Genomic DNA, 17,160 nt, shown 5'->3' on the forward strand with positions numbered 1-17,160 from the left:
AACTTATATGGTATGAAATTTGATAATTGCTAGATGTTAAAGAATAAAATTATAAAATTGTTGGTAGGCACTAATAATAAAGGAAAATTAAGAGAAATTAAGGATTTATTGCCTAAAAATGTTGAAATATACTCTCCACAGGACTTTAAAATAAAAAGCCCTCCTGAAAATGGCAAAACATTTAAGGAAAACTCCTTAATCAAAGCTAAATTTTTTTCTAAAAAATCAAAAATGACATGTCTGTCTGATGACTCAGGTTTACAAATAGATGTTTTAGATGGAGACCCTGGAATTTATTCAGCTAGATGGGGAGGTAAAAAAGGTGATTTTAAAAAAGCAATGAATAGAGTTTTTAAGGAGTTAGATAAAAAAGACAAAAATTGGCGAGAGAAAAAAATTAAGGCCAGGTTTATTTGTGCCTTAACCATTTATAATAAAAATAAAGAAATAATAAATTCTATTGGAAAGGTTGAAGGTTTTATTTCACCAGTTATAAAAGGTAAAAATGGTTTTGGTTATGATCCTATTTTCATACCACTTGGAAAAAAAATTACATTTGGTGAAATGAGAGCATCACAGAAATATAAAATAGATCATAGATTTAAAGCTTTTAAAAAAATTAAAAAACTTTTTTAAATTCTCCATCTTCAGCTTTATAAAAATTTAAAATATGATTAATTTTATTGTTTTTAATTTCAAAAACTCCAACCTTTCCTTTAAACAAGGTTTTTTTAGTAAACATTTTTTTATCAATAACAGATTCGTTTTGAAGAATTAAATAATACACAAGCCCAACCAAGTCATAACTTAAAAATGACAATTGATTAGGGTACTGATTATATTTTTCAAAATATTCATTAGAAAATTCATCATAATTATCTTTATTTGCAGAAGGAAAATACAAGGGTTGTGAGCTTGTCTCTTTTAAAAGAGACTCATCAAACCATTGATTAAGAGTAATAAAATATTTTTCTTTAGGAGTTATATCCGTATAAAGTAGAGAAGTTGTTACACTTTTTAAACTTTCATCAAAATCAGAAATTACCACTGAGTCAAATTTTACACTACCAAGAGTATCTCTCTTTTTTAACCTTTCAATTAAAAACTCTTTATTGCTTTGTTCCGATTTCTCTAGTCTATTTATTTCATCTTCAAGGTTTTGTTTTCTAATTTCATAACGTGTAATTTTTTCAATTTGTTTGGTAAGTTTAGTCGGGTCAGTATTATAAATATAATTTTCTAATGTTTTTATTTTAGAATTAGAAATAGCTTTTTCAATTTCATTTTTAAAACTTACATCTGGAGTAAGAAAGATAGTTTTTTTTATTTCGTTTAATTCTATAAACTTCTTAATTGCATTTAGTTGTGAAGTTGCATTAATTCCAGCGTTAATAATGTTTTTGGAAAAATTATCATTCTTATTCGTTAGAGCCAAGAATGTTAATTCACTTAACTCACCTAGGTAAATTAGACTTTCGTTAAAAACTGGACCAATTACAATTTTTATTCCTGAATTAGCCAACTCTTTGGCTGCCTTTAAAGTGACCTCAGGGTTTGACCGTGTATCTTTTGGTATAATCTCAATTGATGCATTGTTTATTGTGTTAATTGCAAGACGTGTAGATTTAATTATAGATTGTCCTATTTCAGAGTTCTTTCCAGTTAAAGGGACAAGAAGACCAATCCTAATTTTCTCATTTGCCAAGAGTGCTACTGGAGTAATTAAGAAACCAAAAGCTAAAAAAAGTATAATTTTAATAATTTTGTTCATTTTAATGTTATTATTATAACTATTATAATTTGATGATTCTACATACTGAAAATATAAATAATAAAGTTAAAAGTGGTCTTTATATTGTATCTACTCCTATTGGGAACTTAAGCGACATCACTTTAAGAGCCTTAGAAGTATTAAAAAAATCGGATTATGTGCTGTGTGAGGATACACGTATTTCAAAAAATTTATTAGAACGGTATGAAATTAAATCAAAACTTATTGCAAATCATAAATTTAATGAAAAAAAAAATTTATCGAAAGTAATTGATATTTTAAAATCAGGATCGGTCGTTTCTTTGATTTCTGACGCTGGAACTCCATCTATCTCAGATCCAGGAGCTATATTGGTTAATGAATGTGTTGTTAACGAAATAGATATCTTTCCAATTCCGGGTGCGTCTGCTGTTTCTTCTGCAGTTTCCATAAGTGGATTTAATGAAAAATATTTTTTTTATGGTTTTTTTCCAGAGAAAAATAGCAAATTAAGTGAAGATTTCGAAAGACTTGCAAATTTAGAGGGCTGTATTGTTTTTTTTATTTCTCCACGAAAATTTAATAGATCGATAAAAGATTTAAAGCGTTACTTTTCAAATAGAAAAATTTTGGTTTGCAGAGAAATGACAAAATTTTATGAGGAATATATAAGAACAGATGTGGAGACACTTGAACCATTTAAATCTGATCCCAAAGGAGAGTTAACAATTGTTATTTCTGAAAAGGTAAAAGAAAAAAATTCATCGATAATATTAAAAAAATCTGATAAAGTAATTATTCAAAAATTAATTAAAAAACTAAGCATAAAAGATATTACAGATTTAATTAGCCAAAATACGAATGTATCAAAAAAAGAAATTTACAATTATTGTTTAAAAATAAAAAATGAAAAATAAAATATTTTTAATAAGTTTAATTTTTTTAATCTTAACAGGGTGTGTTGGGATTAGCTCAAAAGGAGTTTTTGGAACAGGTGTTAGTGTTGCGTTTGATCCAAGATCTTTAGGGACCCAAATAGACGATTCAGTAATGCAAAAAAATTTAGCTGCGAGATTAGCCCTAAGAGACAAGAGCTATATCTTAGCTGTTAGCACAAAAGTTTTAGATGGAAAAATTTTTGTAACAGGAAAAGTAGATGATCCTGAAGAAAAACTTCAAATTACTAAGCTTGCATGGGAAACAAAAGGTGTCAGATCAGTTAAAAACGATATTAAAATAAAAGAAGATTTTAATTTCAAACAATCAGCTAAAGATTTGTTAATTACATCTCAACTTCGTACTGCTTTAATATTTAACAAAAAAATTAAAGCAACCAATTATCAAATTGATACTTATAAGAAAAAAATATTTATTTATGGGATTTCTTTAACCACAGAAGAAAGAAAAGAAGTAATAACTGAAGCAAAAGAAATACTAGATGTAGAAGATGTTATTGCAAGTATTGTCTTGGTTGAAGATTTAAGAATTCAAAAAAATTAACTTTTTTTATAATCAATTACATCAGCAGAGTAGGCAGCAACTGAAGCTAAATTTATGATTTCTGAAGAAGATGACCTTAAAGGAGCTATTTCAATGGGTTGACCCAATCCAATTAAAAGAGGGCCAATAACTTTTGTGTCACCCAAGCTTTTCATCATTTTATAAGAAATAGCAGCACTGTGTTGGCCCGGCATTATTAATATATTTGCATTTCCTACAATACTTGAGAAAGGATATAATTCTTTGTACTCTTCATTTAAGGCAACATCTGGCTGCATGTCCCCATCAAAATCAAAATCTACATTTTTATCTTTTAAAATTTCAACAGCCTTTTTTATATGTTTAGTTCTACTTGTTAGAGGTTGACCAAAAGTAGAGTGAGAAACAAAAGCAACTTTTGGAACAAATCCAAACATTTTAACAACCCTAGCTGATGAAATTGCAATTTCTGCAAGCTCCTCTGAACTTGGATATTCATTTACACTCGTGTCTCCAACAAAAATAGTTTTTCCTTTAGCAACAACCATATTTAATCCAAACATGATTTCACCTGGTCTAGCATCTATAACTTGTGTAACTTTATCAAAAGAAGCTCCAAATCTTCTAGTATTTCCAGTGACAGCACCATCTGCATCACCACAAGCAACCATACAAGATGCCCATACAACCCTATCATTTCTAACTAATCTATCACAATCTCTTTCCAAAAGACCTTTCTCTCTTTGCAATTTTTCAAATAAAAAGTTTACGTACTTTTCTCTTTTTTCTTTGTCTTCAGAATTAACTATTTCAATATCAAAATTTTGATTGTAGCCAATTTCTTTTATTCTTTCTTTAATTTTATTTTTTTTACCAATTAAAATTGGTGTACCCAATTTAGAATTTTTAAATGCAATTGCCGCCTTAAGAGTGTTTTCGTCTTCTCCATCTGCAAAAACAATTCTCTTTTGATTTTTTTTGATATGAGAGTTAATACCTTGCATAATAGTTACTGAGGGATCTAGTCTTTGTTTGAGTTGGTCTCTATAAGCCTCAAAATCTTTTATATGTTTTTTTGCAACACCACTATCCATAGCAGCTTTTGCAACAGCTGCAGGAATTACACTAATCAGTCTTGGATCAAACGTGGATGGAATTATATAATCTTTTCCATATTTAGGACGATCTCCTCCCATTGCGGCAACAACTTCATCTGGAACATCTTCTCTTGCTAATTTTGCAATTGCGTTTGCAGCTGCAACCTTCATTTCTTCATTAATAGTTGTAGCTCTTACGTCTAATGCTCCTCTAAAAATATAAGGAAAACCAATTAAATTGTTTACTTGATTGGGATAATCAGATCTTCCAGTTGCAATAATGGCATCATCTCTAACTTCCATTATTTCTTCAGGTGTTATTTCAGGATCAGGATTTGCGCAGGCAAAAATTATTGGGTTCTTAGCCATAGTTTTTACTAACTCTTTTTTCAAAGCTCCTTTGGCAGATAATCCTAAAAATACGTCAGCTCCATTTATAGCTTCTTCTAAAGTTCTTTTTTTAGTTTCTACTGCATGGGCAGATTTCCACTGGTCCATTCCCTCCGTTCTACCTCTATAGACCACTCCTTTACGGTCAAGCATGATTACATTTTCACTAGGTACACCACTATTTTTAAACAAATTTGTACAAGCAATTGCTGATGCACCTGCTCCATTTACTACAACTTTAATGTCTTTTATTGATTTGCCACTAATATCTAGGGCGTTAATTAATGCAGCTGTAGTTATTATTGCTGTTCCATGTTGATCGTCATGAAAAACTGGAATATCTAAAATTTCTTTTAATTTTTCTTCAATTATAAAACAATCAGGAGCTGCGATATCTTCTAAGTTAATACCACCAAAACTGCATGCAAAGTTTTTAATACTATTAATAATTTCATCGGAGTCTTGAGAGTCAATTTCTAAGTCAATAGAATCGATATCGGCAAATCTTTTAAATAAAACCGCCTTTCCCTCCATGACAGGTTTAGATGCAAGTGCTCCTAAATTACCCATTCCTAAAATAGCTGATCCATTACTTATCACTGCAACTAAATTTCCTTTAGATGTGTAATCGTATGCTGTCTCTGGATCGTCAGCTATTGCTTGAACTGGAACTGCAACACCAGGAGAATAAGCTAATGCCAAATCTCTCTTAGTTGTCATTGGTTTTGAAGAATTTATTTCTATTTTTCCTGGCTTATTTAAGCTGTGGAATTCTAGAGCTTCTTTATCAGTATAATGATCTATTTTAGTTTTTTTCATTTATGTTAATTAGATATACAAATGGAGCAAATTTAAGACTAATATGATTTATGAACCTTATTAAGTCAACAAGCACGTTTAGCTTTTTTACAATAATTAGTAGGTTACTGGGCTATTTAAGAGATATTTTAATAGCAGTATTCCTTGGAACTGGAATTTTGGCAGATGCTTTCTTTGTGGCATTTAGAATTCCTAATACTTTTAGAAGATTATTTTCTGAAGGAACATTTAATGCAGCTTTTGTTCCAAGCTACTCATCATTATTAAATAATAAAAAAAAAGCACAAAACTTTGCTAATAGTATTTTTAATCTACTCTCCCTAGGCCTAATAGTTTTAGTTCTGATTGTAGAGATATTGATGCCTTTATTTGTTTATCTAATTGCACCAGGTTTTGAAGGCGATTATGATAAAATGGAACTAGCTATAACCTTAACAAGAATTACCTTCCCATTTTTAATTTTTATAAGTTTAGCATCATTTTTTTCTGCAATTTTAAATTCACATAATAAATTTGCAATAGCGTCCGCTGCTCCAATTATTTTAAATATACTTTTAATTGGAGTTTTGTTATTTGCAAAAATATTAGACGATAATCTTGTTTATTATTTATCTTATGCAGTAACCATTTCAGGTGGCGTACAATTTATTTTTCTATACTTTTTTGTAAAAAAAAATTTTTCACCTAAGATTAAATTTAAAATTAACATTGATAAAAAAATTAAAAACTTTTTTAAAAAATTATTACCTAGTATTTTTTCATCAGGTGTTACTCAAATAAATATTTTAGTAGGAACAATTATTGCATCTTTTCAAGCTGGTGCGGTTTCTTACCTTTATTATGCTGATAGAGTTTATCAAATAAATTTAGCCATAGCTGGAATTGCAATTGGTACAGTTATTTTACCCCAACTATCTAAATATGTTAAAAGTCAAAATAAAGATAAAATAAACTTAATTCAAAATAAAGCTTTAGAACTTAGTCTATTCTTGAGTATCCCAGCAACAGTTGCATTATTAATTGCCTCAGAAGAGATTATTTCTTCATTATTTGGCTATGGTTCCTTTGATGAGTTAAGTGTTAAGAATTCAGCAAAAGCTCTATTTTATTTTGCAATTGGTTTGCCTGCTTTTTCATTAATAAAAGTTTTTTCGACATTTTTTTTCGCAAGACATAATACAAAAATACCGTTTTATATTTCATTATTATCTGTTTTATTAAATATATTTATAAGTGTTATCTTTTTTAAACAAATTGGTTTTATAATCATACCAATCGCAACTACCATTTCATCTTGGTTTAATGCATTACTATTGTTTATCTTTTTAAAAAAAGAAAGTTTTTTCAATTTTAATCTTATCTTTATAGATAGATTAATTAAAATTTTAACAGCATCAGTGATTATGGGAATATTCTTTAATTATATAATTTATTTTTTTAATAATGAATTATCCTATCAAGAAAATTTTAAAGCGATCTATTTAGTGGGTGCTGTTATTACTGGTCTTATATTTTATTTTTTCATTGCAGTTTTAATCAAGGCTTTTAAAAGAACAGATATTAATTTAAACTATTGATATGATTAAAAAAATTTTTTCTGGAGTACAACCTACTGGTAACTTACATTTAGGAAACTATCTCGGAGCAATTAAAAATTTTGTAAAACTCCAAAATGAAAAAGAAAATGAGTGTATTTTTTGTGTAGTTGACCTTCATGCAATTACAGTAAAACAAGATCCTAAGGAACTTAAAAAGAATATAAGAGAAACTGCAGCAACATTTATTGCAAGTGGAATAGATCCTAACAAAAGTATAATTTTTAATCAATCAATGGTTCCAGCTCACTCTGAAGCTGCATGGATATTAAGTTGTGTTTCAAGAATTGGTTGGCTTAATAGAATGACTCAGTTTAAGGAAAAAGCTGGAAAAGATAAGGAAAAAGCTAGCATTGGCCTTTACTCCTATCCCGTATTAATGGCTGCTGATATCCTACTGTATGATGCAACCCATGTTCCTGTTGGTGATGATCAAAAACAACACTTAGAACTTAGTAGAGATATAGCACAAAAATTTAATAACGATTTTAATGCAACAGATTTTTTAAAAGTTCCAGAGCCCTTAATACAGAGAGAGTTTTCTAGAATAATGAGTCTTAAAGATGGTTTAAAAAAAATGAGCAAATCAGATCCTTCAGATTTGAGCAGAATTAATCTTACAGATAATAGCGAAGAGATATTAAATAAAATTAAAAAAGCAAAAACGGATCCTTTGCCACTTCCTTCAGATATTAAAGATTTGAACGAAAGACCAGAAGCTGAAAATTTATTAGGGATCTATTCAAGTTTAAAAAATCAAAATTTAGAAAAATCTATTATTGAATTTAAAGGAAAAAATTTTTCAGAATTTAAGGAGAAGTTATCAGAGACTTTAATTGAAACTATTGACCCAATCTCAAAAGAAATAAAAAAACTATTAAATGATGAAGGTTATTTAGATAAAATTCTTTTAGAAGGTTCTAATAAAGCTAATAAAATTGCTTCAAAAAAAATAAAAGAAATTAAAGATTTAGTAGGTTTTTAATAAGATTATATTAATTAGTTTAAATTTTCTCAGTAATCATTATATATAAAAAGATGTTTATTCAAACCGAAGTAACACCAAACCCAAATTCACTAAAGTTTCTGCCTGGAAAAACAGTTTCCAATAATGGCTCATTTGAAGTGATAAAAAAAGAAGAAACTGACAATGAATTAGTAAGAAATATTTTATCAATTAATGGGGTTACAGGCGTATTTTTAGGAGAAGATTTTATATCTATAAATAAAAATGAAGAAGTAAATTGGGAAGATATTAAACATATAGCTATTTCACTGATTAATGATTTTTATTCTACAGGAAAAGAATTTGTAATTGCCAATGAGTTACTTGGAGAAAAAAAAGAGGAACACACTGAAATCGAAAAGCAAATTATAAGTATCTTAGAATCAAAGATTAGACCTGCTGTTGCAAAAGATGGTGGTGATATTAAATTTAAAGAATTTAAAGATGGAATTGTTAAGGTAGAATTACAAGGAAGCTGTTCTGGCTGTCCCAGCTCGACAATGACCTTAAAACAAGGAGTGCAAAATCTTTTATGTCACTATTTGCCTGAGGTTAAAGAAGTGGTTGCAATATAGTTATGAGAAAAAAAATAATTATTAGAAAAAAACTTACATCGTTTTTTGAAACTGCAAAAGATTTAAAAAAAAAAAATAAACTAGAAGCACAAAAAAGTGGACTAGATAATCTTTCAAGAACTTTTTTATCAAGTTTAATCATTATATCGATTTTTTTTATAGCTCCATTAGCCATTAATCTTACAAAAGAAAAAATGATACTTTCTAAGGACTATGAAAATAATTCAAAGAATAATTTAAAAAAATTATTAGAAAACAAAACAACAAAACTAGATGAACAATTAAATAAAAAGTTTTTATATGAAGATGTTTTAACATTCGATGAACAACCTTCAGATGCCATACTATTAAGTGCTGCAACAATTGAAGAACTTTTTAAATCAACAAATTATAATTTAAAAGATGTTAGAGAAAATAAATTAGTAAAGCCTATAAATTTAGATCTATTACCAAAAGAAATTGGAAAAATAGAAAATACTAAAAAAAGAAAAGAATTATTCATTCAGATAATTTTGCCTTTAGTCATTGATGAAAATAATAGTATTAAACTAGATAGAATAAAGCTCTTTAGTATTTTAAATAAAAGCAAAAATACAAAGACAGAACAAGAGTGGTTAAACATAAAATTTAAACAATATGGAGTTGTAAACAAAGATTTATCTACATTGAAAATTAGAATGGATGAAGTGCCCGTCTCAATGGCAATCGCTCAAGCTGCAAAGGAAACTGGTTGGGGAACATCAAGGTTTGCTCAAGAGGGAAATGCATTGTTTGGTCAGTGGACGTGGAGCGGTGAAGGAATAAAACCAGCCGATGCAGAAGATGATAGTACACATAAAGTTATGAGATTTAAGGTTTTGCAGGCGTCTGTAAAAGCATATCAAAGAAATTTAAACACACACTCGTCTTATAAAGATTTTAGAAGTGCAAGAGCAGAATTGAGAGATGAAGGAAAAGAATTAGACAGTATGATTCTTACCGAATACTTAGATAAATATGCAGAGACAGGAAAAGAGTATGTTAAAATTTTACAACAAATTATTAGACAAAATGATTTAACAGATTTTGATGATGCAAAGTTATTACCATCTAGCAAAGATTTAGAAAGTTTAATTTAATTTTGATTCACTGAAAATTGAACGCCGAACCATCTCCATATTCCATCATCATTAAGTGAACAATTAACTCTACCTCTTCTGAATGTAAATTTTTCTCTAAAATTTATGTTTAGTATATTTTTATTAAAAGTAATATTTGACTTATCCCATCCACTACCCTCATCAGAGAAACAATTAATATTTTCTATATTTTTTTGATTTTCAAAAAATTCAACAGATAGTTTTGGTGGATTGTTATTGATAATATACTTGTCTTCAGGGTTTAAAGATTTGTATGGAAGTGGACCAAGATTAATCAAAAATTTGAATCTTTCTAAGTCACCATATTTTTCATTAATTGGGAATCTGGGTAATTCATGAGGATCTTTATTAATATCAATGACACCAGAATGTTGTCCAAAAGCAAAATCAAAATTTTTGGAAATAAAATCTTTAATAGTTTTGCTATACTCACCAAATGGGTATGAAAAAAAAATTGGGTTATAGCCTAAGTTCTGATTAAAAATTTCAATTGAAGTATTAATATCAGCCAAAAAATTTTTTGTTTCTAGATCAACCAGGTAATTATGAGAATGTGAATGATTGCCAATGTAAGCATATGGCTCTTTTTCTACTTCTTGTATTTGTTGCCAACTCATATAGCCAGTTTTACCTACGGTTTCAGTTGAAACAAATAAAATAAAAGGAATTTTCTCTTTTTTCAAATATGGCCACGCAATTTTATAAAAAGATAAGAAAGCATCATCTACAGTGATAAGTATTTCTTTTTTATTTTTTGGAAAATTAAATTCTTTTTGTAAATATTGTGGATCAAAAAATTTATAATTTGAGGTATTGATTATAGACATTTGTTCTTTGAAAATATCCATTTGTATATTTGTTGAAGGATACTTATTTTCATCAAATCGGTGATACATCAAAGAAAGAATGCCACTATCTTCAGAATAATATTTGATATTATTTTCTTCTGCTTTAGAATTGACAGCAAATAACATTATTATAATGAAAAATTTAATAGTAGATGCCACAAGAGATAAAATTTTTTTAACACTCATAGTTAGTGAAAATATTTATACTTGTACTCATGAAAATAGTAAAATTAATTTTGAAAAATTAATGATCTTAATTAATGATTTTTTAAAGGTAAATTCCTCTACTTTAGATCAAATTGATATTATTTATGTTAATAGAGGACCCGGTAGTTTTGCAGGAATTAGAAATTCATTAGCGACGATTAAAGCTTTATTTCTAATAAAAAAAATCAATTATTATTGTTTTAGTTTTGAAGATTTTAAAGGATTTAAAGAAGTTAAGTATGAAGAAGTCCCTAGTTTATGTGAAAAATTTAAAATTAAAAAGAATTTGATTAATCCTATTTATTTAAGTTAAAATTAAAAAATGTCAGAAAATATTGAACAAAAATGTTTAGCTAAAGGAGTTAAACTAACGGATCAAAGAAAAATTATCGCAAAAGTAATGTCAGAGTCTAATGACCATCCAGATGTAGATGAACTATATAATAGAGTTTCAAAGATTGATCCAAAAATAAGTATTGCCACAGTATATAGAACAGTAAAACTTTTTGAGGAGTCTGGAATTTTAGCTAAACATGATTTTAAAGGAGGCAAAGCTAGATACGAGGAATTAAATGAAGGACATCATGATCATTTAATTGATGTTAAATCAGGAGAAATTATTGAATTTGTGGATGAAGAGATAGAAAAGCTACAAGAAAAAATTGCTGATAAATACGGTTATCGATTGGTTGATCACAAATTAGAATTATATGGGGTTAAAAAAAAATCCTAACACAATGTTAAAAAAAATTTTTATTAAAACTTTCGGTTGTCAAATGAATGAATACGATTCAAATCGTATATTTGATACTGTAAAAAAAATAGGCTTTGAAAAAACTGAAAAATATGAGGATGCAAATTGTTATCTTTTAAACACCTGTCATATTCGTGATAAAGCAAAAGAAAAGGTTTACCATGAAATAGGAAGAGTCAAAAAAATTTTTAGAGAGAAAAAAAAACCAATTGTAATTGTTGCTGGTTGTGTTGCTCAAGCTGAAAATCAAGAAATGTTAAAAAGAGAACCTTATATTGATATTGTAATTGGTCCACAGTCTTACCATAAAATAAATGAGGCAATATTAAATCATTTAAAAAACAAAAAAAAAGAGGAAGAAACAGAATTTGATACAATTTCTAAATTTAATTATTTAAGTCAGATTAAAAATAAAGACAGTAAAGTCTCTTCATTTTTAACAATCCAAGAAGGTTGTGATAAATTCTGTCATTTTTGTGTAGTGCCTTATACTCGTGGACCAGAATACTCCAGACCTTTTGACCAAATCATAAATGAAGCAAAAGAATTGGTTCAAAGTGGTGCAAAAGAAATTATCTTGTTAGGTCAAAATGTAAACGCATACAGTTATGATGAGGAAGGTAAAGAATATAGACTATCAGATTTGCTAATCAAACTTGATAGCTTTGATAAACTTGAAAGAATTCGATACACAACATCTCATCCTAAGGATATGACAGATGATTTGATTAATGTTTATAAGACATCATCTAAACTGATGCCCCTTGTTCATTTACCAGTACAAAGTGGATCAAATAAAATTTTAAATCTAATGAATAGAAAACACACCATTGAAGAATACCTGCTAGTTTATGAAAAATTAAGGAAGATTAACCCAAAAATTGAGTTTTCTAGTGATTTTATTATTGGATACCCAGAAGAAGATGAGCAAGATTTTAAAATGACAATGGAACTAATTGAAAAAGTAAAATTTATCAACTCTTATTCGTTTATCTTTAGCCCAAGACCAGGAACCGTTGCTGCAAATTTAACACTCGTGGATCAAAAAAAATCTAAACAAAGATTAGAGATAATTCAGGAGAAATTATTTAATAACCAAATAAAAAAAAATAAATCTTTAGAAAATAAAATTTTAAATGTTCTAGTAGAAAATAAAATGAAAGATGGGATTAAGTTATTTGGAAGAACAGAATATATGACATCAGTAATTTTTGATGGCAATATAGAAAATATTGGAAAACTTGTGCAGGTCGAAATAACAAGTAGTAATCAAAATAGTCTTTTTGGAAAATTAACTGAAAGCTCTAAAAAAAAGGTAGCTTAAAATTGAATAATACAGTTTCAAAAAAAATTAATTCAACATTAAAATTTGTATACTCTGATAATAACTCTTTAAGCGTTATCTTTCATGATAATGATTTATTAATGGGAGTTGTTGGTGAGTTTAATGAAAATTTAAAAGAACTTGAAAAAATTACTAATACAAATCTTTATTCAAGGGGAAATTCTATTTTAATAAAATCAACCCCAGAACAAAACGAAATTACAAAAAATGCTATTCAATTTCTTGCAAATCAATTTATTAACAATGGCAGTATTGAGAAAAAAGATATAATCTCATCTATAGATAAATTTATGATTGAAGAAAAAGTAAAAAATCAAAATGTTTCTGATATAATTAAAACACCAAAAAAATCTGTTATCCCTAGATCAGAGAGACAAAAAGAATATGTTAGAGCTTTAAGACAAAGTGATATTGTCATATCTGCAGGCCCTGCAGGGACAGGTAAAACTTTTTTAGCAGTAGCAGTTGGATTAACTATGTTGCTTGATAAAAAGATTGAAAGAATTATTCTATCAAGACCAGCAGTAGAAGCTGGTGAGAGACTTGGTTTTTTACCAGGAGATATGAAGGAGAAAGTAGATCCTTATTTAAGGCCTCTATATGATTCTCTCTATGATTTATTTGATTTCGAAAAAATACAGAGAATGATTGAAATTGGTGATATTGAAATAGCACCACTTGCTTTCATGAGAGGAAGAACGTTAAAGAATTCTTTTGCAATTTTAGATGAAGCCCAAAATGCAACAGATACTCAAATTAAGATGTTTTTAACACGTATAGGTGAGAATTCTAAAATTGTTATAAATGGTGATCCTTCTCAAATAGATCTTCCAAATAAAAACATGTCAGGCCTAAGTAGATCTAAGAAATTACTTGGGCACTTAAAAGAAATTTCAGTTGTAGATTTTGATCATTCAGATGTGGTGAGACATCCTTTGGTATCTAAGATTGTAAAAGCGTACTCTGACCAAGAAAATGATTAAAATTGATGTAGTTTCGGAGTGCACTCTCTGGAGCAAAAAAATCAAAAGAAATAAAACTTTTTTTAATTCTATTGTAAAATTTTTTCCAAAAAAATATAAATTTATTGGTAAAAAAATAAATCTAACAATTTTACTTTCAAATAATAGGAATATTAAAAAGCTTAATAAAGATTTTAGAAATAAAAATAAACCTACAGATGTATTATCATTTCCATTTGAGAAAAAATTTAACCCAAAAAAATCAAATTATCTTGGTGATATAGTAATTAGCTATGAGTTTATGAATAAACCAAAAAATATAAGCATTTTAGAGTTTAAACAAAAAGTCGTTAAAATTTTTATTCATGGATTTCTTCATTTATTAGGACACGATCATATAAAACTAAAAGATTTTAAAAAAATGATTAAAGAAGAAGATTTAATTTATAAATTCATCAAAACAAAAGTTGCTTAACTTGCTTAAAAAAAATTTTTTAAACATATTATATGTATTTTTTTTAGGTGCTATCAGCTCTTACAGCTTGCCACCTTATAATTATTTTATAATTAATTTTTTTACTTTTTCGTTATTTTTTATTTTTCTTTTTACACAAAAAAAAAATAATCCAAATAATAAATCTTTCTTTAAATATGGATGGTTTTTTGGTTTTGGTTATTTTTTATGTAGTTTATATTGGATTGCAATTTCCTTAACTTTTGATGAAAGCTTTAAATTTTTAATACCAATAGCTATAGTTTTATTTCCTGCTTTTCTTGCAATATTTTATGGATTAATAACTTATTTGTTTTCTGTTTTTTATTCTAGAGATGTTGTTAGTACATTTTTTATTTTTTCAATTTTATTTGGATCTATTGAATTTATTAGAGGGTCCATTCTTACTGGTTTTCCATGGAATTTAATTGCTTTTAGTTTTTCAGAAAGTATTTATTTTATTCAAATTCTTTCAGTAATTGGGACTTATTCTTTCAATTTAATTTGTATATCTTTGTTTACTGTTCCAGCTGTATTTATCTTAAGAAAAACCAGAAAAGAAATTATTGTCTGTTTTTTCTTTATAATAATTTCTGTAGGTTTTTTAGTTTTTGGCAATTTAAAATATAATCAATTTAATACTACAGCTGATATTAAAAATAATATTACAATAAGAGCCGTATCACCCAATATTCGTTTAGACCGATTTTATTCAAAGCAGGATGAATTAAAGATAATACAAGAACTAATTACCTTGAGTAGTCCAGAAAAAAAAGAGCCAATGATTTTTTTATGGCCTGAAGGAATTATTCCAGACAGTTATTTAAGAGATATGGATATATATAAGGAATTATTTTCAAATAGTTTTTCGAGTGATGATTTAATTATCATGGGTCTAAATAGTGTAAAAACTAAAAATAATGAAAATTTATTTTTTAATTCAATGGCGATTTTTAACAATAAATTGGATTTAATTCATAGTTATAACAAAAATAATTTAGTGCCATTTGGAGAGTTTACTCCATTTGAATCAGTACTTAGTTTAATAGGACTTAAAACAGTAACCAATGATTACCAATCTTTTTCAAAAGGTGAGAACCAAAAAGCACTTTTAATAAAAAATGACAAGATAGAATTAAAATTACTTCCCTTAATTTGTTATGAAATTATTTATTCAAATAGATTATTTAAAGACAAAAACTTTGATTATATAATTAATATTTCAGAAGATGGGTGGTTTGGAAATTCTATTGGCCCAAAACAACATTTTGCACACAGTATCTTTAGATCAATTGAAAGTGGAAAATATGTAATTAGATCAGCAAACAATGGAATATCTGCCATTGTTAATCCAATAGGTATTATAGAAAAAAAAGTTGAGTTTGGTACTACTGGTTATGTTGATTTTAAAGAGAGTAAAATCCTTAAATCTACACCTTATATAAATTATGGGGATAAGATATTTTTTATACTTATTTTATTATATATTTTTTTAATTTTTTCATTTAAGAAAATTACACATGAGTAATTTAAAAAATTTTTTATTTACAAGCGAGTCTGTTTCTGAAGGACATCCAGATAAAGTGTCAGATCGTATTTCTGATATGGTTGTGGATAGCTTTCTTTCAGGTGATCCTTTTTCAAGAGTAGCATGTGAAACTTTAACCACTACAAATAAAGTTGTTTTAGCTGGAGAAGTAAGAGGACCGAGCATCAAAGAAGAAGACCTTATTCAAAAAGTAAGAGAATGCATCAAGGATATAGGGTACGATCAAGATGGTTTTACTTGGAGAGAAGCTACAAAAATAGAAAGCCACCTTCATGCACAATCTGCTGATATAGCCATGGGTGTGGACTCATCAAGTAATAAAGATGAGGGAGCGGGTGACCAAGGAATAATGTTTGGTTATGCTTGTAACGAAACTGAAGAATTAATGCCAGCACCAATTCATTATTCTCATAAGATTTTGAGATTAATGGCGGAAGATCGAAAATCTGGAAAATTAAAAAATATTGAGCCAGATTCAAAAAGTCAGGTCACGTTTGAGTATGTAGATGGAAAACCAACCAAAGTAAAATCAGTTGTTATATCTTCACAACACTCAGCAGATGTAGATCAAGCTAAAGTTAGAGAATTATTAAAACCTTATTTATTAAAATCAATTCCAGAAAAGTTTTTGAAAGATTTTAATGAAGAAGAATTATATATAAATCCAACTGGAAATTTTGTAATTGGTGGCCCAGATGGTGATTGTGGTTTAACAGGTAGAAAAATTATTGTAGATACTTATGGTGGAGCAGCACCTCATGGTGGAGGAGCTTTCTCTGGTAAAGATCCAACTAAAGTTGATAGATCAGCTGCTTATGCAGCAAGATATATTGCTAAAAACATTGTTGCATCTAACATTGCTGAAAAATGTTTAATTCAACTAGCATACGCAATTGGAGTTTCTAAACCTTTATCAATTTATGTAGATTTATTTGATAATGATTTAGAAAAAAATAAATTTGTAACAGAAAAGATCTCAGAAAATTTTGATTTAAGCCCAAGAGGTATAAGAGAAATGCTTGGCTTAAATAAACCTATTTATGAAAAAACAGCAGCTTATGGTCATTTTGGAAGAGTGCCTGAAACTAACGGCTCATTTTCATGGGAAAAAACTGATAAAAAAGACGTTTTTTCTAAATAGTTGCTATTGAA

The 17,160-nt window shown here is 27.8% G+C and carries 17 protein-coding genes; 14 read left to right on the forward strand and 3 right to left on the reverse strand.

Annotated features, from left to right (window positions below; genetic code table 11):
* Nucleotides 1-33: 33 nt before the first annotated feature.
* Nucleotides 34-636 carry an RdgB/HAM1 family non-canonical purine NTP pyrophosphatase gene (gene rdgB, locus AC5SLY_RS06685; protein WP_494598804.1) on the forward strand — a complete coding sequence of 201 codons (603 nt, stop codon included), beginning with the start codon at nucleotides 34-36 and terminating at the stop codon, nucleotides 634-636.
* Here the strand turns inward: rdgB and AC5SLY_RS06690 are convergent.
* On the reverse strand, nucleotides 620-1,771 hold the full coding sequence (locus tag AC5SLY_RS06690; RefSeq protein ID WP_494598805.1) for an ABC transporter substrate-binding protein: 1,152 nt from the start codon (nucleotides 1,769-1,771) through the stop codon (nucleotides 620-622). The genes rdgB and AC5SLY_RS06690 overlap by 17 nt on opposite strands.
* A gap of 32 nt (nucleotides 1,772-1,803) precedes the next feature.
* On the opposite strand from AC5SLY_RS06690, the gene rsmI reads away from it, so the two are divergent.
* On the forward strand, nucleotides 1,804-2,667 hold the full coding sequence (gene rsmI / locus AC5SLY_RS06695) for a 16S rRNA (cytidine(1402)-2'-O)-methyltransferase (RefSeq protein ID WP_494598806.1): 864 nt from the start codon (nucleotides 1,804-1,806) through the stop codon (nucleotides 2,665-2,667).
* The gene (locus AC5SLY_RS06700; protein WP_027306840.1) at nucleotides 2,657-3,250 is read left to right on the forward strand and encodes a BON domain-containing protein; all 594 of its coding nucleotides are present in this window, start codon (nucleotides 2,657-2,659) and stop codon (nucleotides 3,248-3,250) included. The genes rsmI and AC5SLY_RS06700 overlap by 11 nt, the downstream gene beginning before the upstream one ends.
* On the opposite strand, the gene AC5SLY_RS06705 is transcribed toward AC5SLY_RS06700, so the two are convergent.
* The gene (locus AC5SLY_RS06705) at nucleotides 3,247-5,535 is read right to left on the reverse strand and encodes an NADP-dependent malic enzyme (RefSeq protein ID WP_494598807.1); all 2,289 of its coding nucleotides are present in this window, start codon (nucleotides 5,533-5,535) and stop codon (nucleotides 3,247-3,249) included. The genes AC5SLY_RS06700 and AC5SLY_RS06705 overlap by 4 nt on opposite strands.
* A 50-nt stretch (nucleotides 5,536-5,585) precedes the next feature.
* On the opposite strand from AC5SLY_RS06705, the gene murJ reads away from it, so the two are divergent.
* From murJ to AC5SLY_RS06725, 4 genes are read left to right on the forward strand one after another with little or no spacing between them, the layout of a single operon-like run.
* The gene (gene murJ, locus AC5SLY_RS06710) at nucleotides 5,586-7,112 is read left to right on the forward strand and encodes a murein biosynthesis integral membrane protein MurJ (RefSeq protein WP_494598808.1); all 1,527 of its coding nucleotides are present in this window, start codon (nucleotides 5,586-5,588) and stop codon (nucleotides 7,110-7,112) included.
* A 1-nt stretch (nucleotide 7,113) separates the two neighbouring features.
* Nucleotides 7,114-8,115 (forward strand): tryptophan--tRNA ligase, encoded by a 1,002-nt coding sequence (gene trpS, locus AC5SLY_RS06715; protein ID WP_020168987.1) that lies wholly within the window; start codon nucleotides 7,114-7,116, stop codon nucleotides 8,113-8,115.
* A 53-nt stretch (nucleotides 8,116-8,168) separates the two neighbouring features.
* Nucleotides 8,169-8,711 carry a NifU family protein gene (locus tag AC5SLY_RS06720; RefSeq protein WP_006997529.1) on the forward strand — a complete coding sequence of 181 codons (543 nt, stop codon included), beginning with the start codon at nucleotides 8,169-8,171 and terminating at the stop codon, nucleotides 8,709-8,711.
* 2 nt (nucleotides 8,712-8,713) lie between these two features.
* Nucleotides 8,714-9,829 carry a glucosaminidase domain-containing protein gene (locus tag AC5SLY_RS06725; protein ID WP_271615908.1) on the forward strand — a complete coding sequence of 372 codons (1,116 nt, stop codon included), beginning with the start codon at nucleotides 8,714-8,716 and terminating at the stop codon, nucleotides 9,827-9,829.
* Here AC5SLY_RS06725 and AC5SLY_RS06730 read toward each other — a convergent pair.
* Nucleotides 9,826-10,824 carry a polysaccharide deacetylase family protein gene (locus AC5SLY_RS06730; RefSeq protein WP_271564419.1) on the reverse strand — a complete coding sequence of 333 codons (999 nt, stop codon included), beginning with the start codon at nucleotides 10,822-10,824 and terminating at the stop codon, nucleotides 9,826-9,828. The genes AC5SLY_RS06725 and AC5SLY_RS06730 overlap by 4 nt on opposite strands.
* 7 nt (nucleotides 10,825-10,831) lie before the next feature.
* Between AC5SLY_RS06730 and AC5SLY_RS06735 the strand changes: the two genes are divergently transcribed.
* The 7 genes from AC5SLY_RS06735 to metK are packed head-to-tail and all read left to right on the forward strand — an operon-like array spanning nucleotide 10,832 to nucleotide 17,149.
* Nucleotides 10,832-11,218, forward strand: coding sequence for a peptidase M22 (locus tag AC5SLY_RS06735; RefSeq protein WP_494598809.1), 387 nt, complete (start codon nucleotides 10,832-10,834; stop codon nucleotides 11,216-11,218).
* A 9-nt stretch (nucleotides 11,219-11,227) separates the two neighbouring features.
* Nucleotides 11,228-11,638 (forward strand): Fur family transcriptional regulator, encoded by a 411-nt coding sequence (locus AC5SLY_RS06740; RefSeq protein ID WP_006997525.1) that lies wholly within the window; start codon nucleotides 11,228-11,230, stop codon nucleotides 11,636-11,638.
* Nucleotides 11,616-12,983: a tRNA (N6-isopentenyl adenosine(37)-C2)-methylthiotransferase MiaB gene (gene miaB / locus AC5SLY_RS06745; RefSeq protein WP_494587323.1), complete on the forward strand. Its 1,368-nt coding sequence runs from the start codon at nucleotides 11,616-11,618 to the stop codon at nucleotides 12,981-12,983. Before AC5SLY_RS06740 ends, miaB begins: the two co-directional genes overlap by 23 nt.
* Before the next feature lie 2 nt (nucleotides 12,984-12,985).
* Nucleotides 12,986-13,987 (forward strand): PhoH family protein, encoded by a 1,002-nt coding sequence (locus AC5SLY_RS06750; RefSeq protein ID WP_011281670.1) that lies wholly within the window; start codon nucleotides 12,986-12,988, stop codon nucleotides 13,985-13,987.
* The gene (ybeY, locus tag AC5SLY_RS06755; RefSeq protein WP_494598810.1) at nucleotides 13,980-14,441 is read left to right on the forward strand and encodes an rRNA maturation RNase YbeY; all 462 of its coding nucleotides are present in this window, start codon (nucleotides 13,980-13,982) and stop codon (nucleotides 14,439-14,441) included. Before AC5SLY_RS06750 ends, ybeY begins: the two co-directional genes overlap by 8 nt.
* A gap of 1 nt (nucleotide 14,442) precedes the next feature.
* Nucleotides 14,443-15,987: an apolipoprotein N-acyltransferase gene (gene lnt, locus AC5SLY_RS06760; protein ID WP_494598811.1), complete on the forward strand. Its 1,545-nt coding sequence runs from the start codon at nucleotides 14,443-14,445 to the stop codon at nucleotides 15,985-15,987.
* The gene (gene metK / locus AC5SLY_RS06765; protein ID WP_494598812.1) at nucleotides 15,980-17,149 is read left to right on the forward strand and encodes a methionine adenosyltransferase; all 1,170 of its coding nucleotides are present in this window, start codon (nucleotides 15,980-15,982) and stop codon (nucleotides 17,147-17,149) included. Before lnt ends, metK begins: the two co-directional genes overlap by 8 nt.
* Nucleotides 17,150-17,160: the final 11 nt, after the last annotated feature.

This window comes from Candidatus Pelagibacter sp. PS_23 (assembly GCF_059417905.1).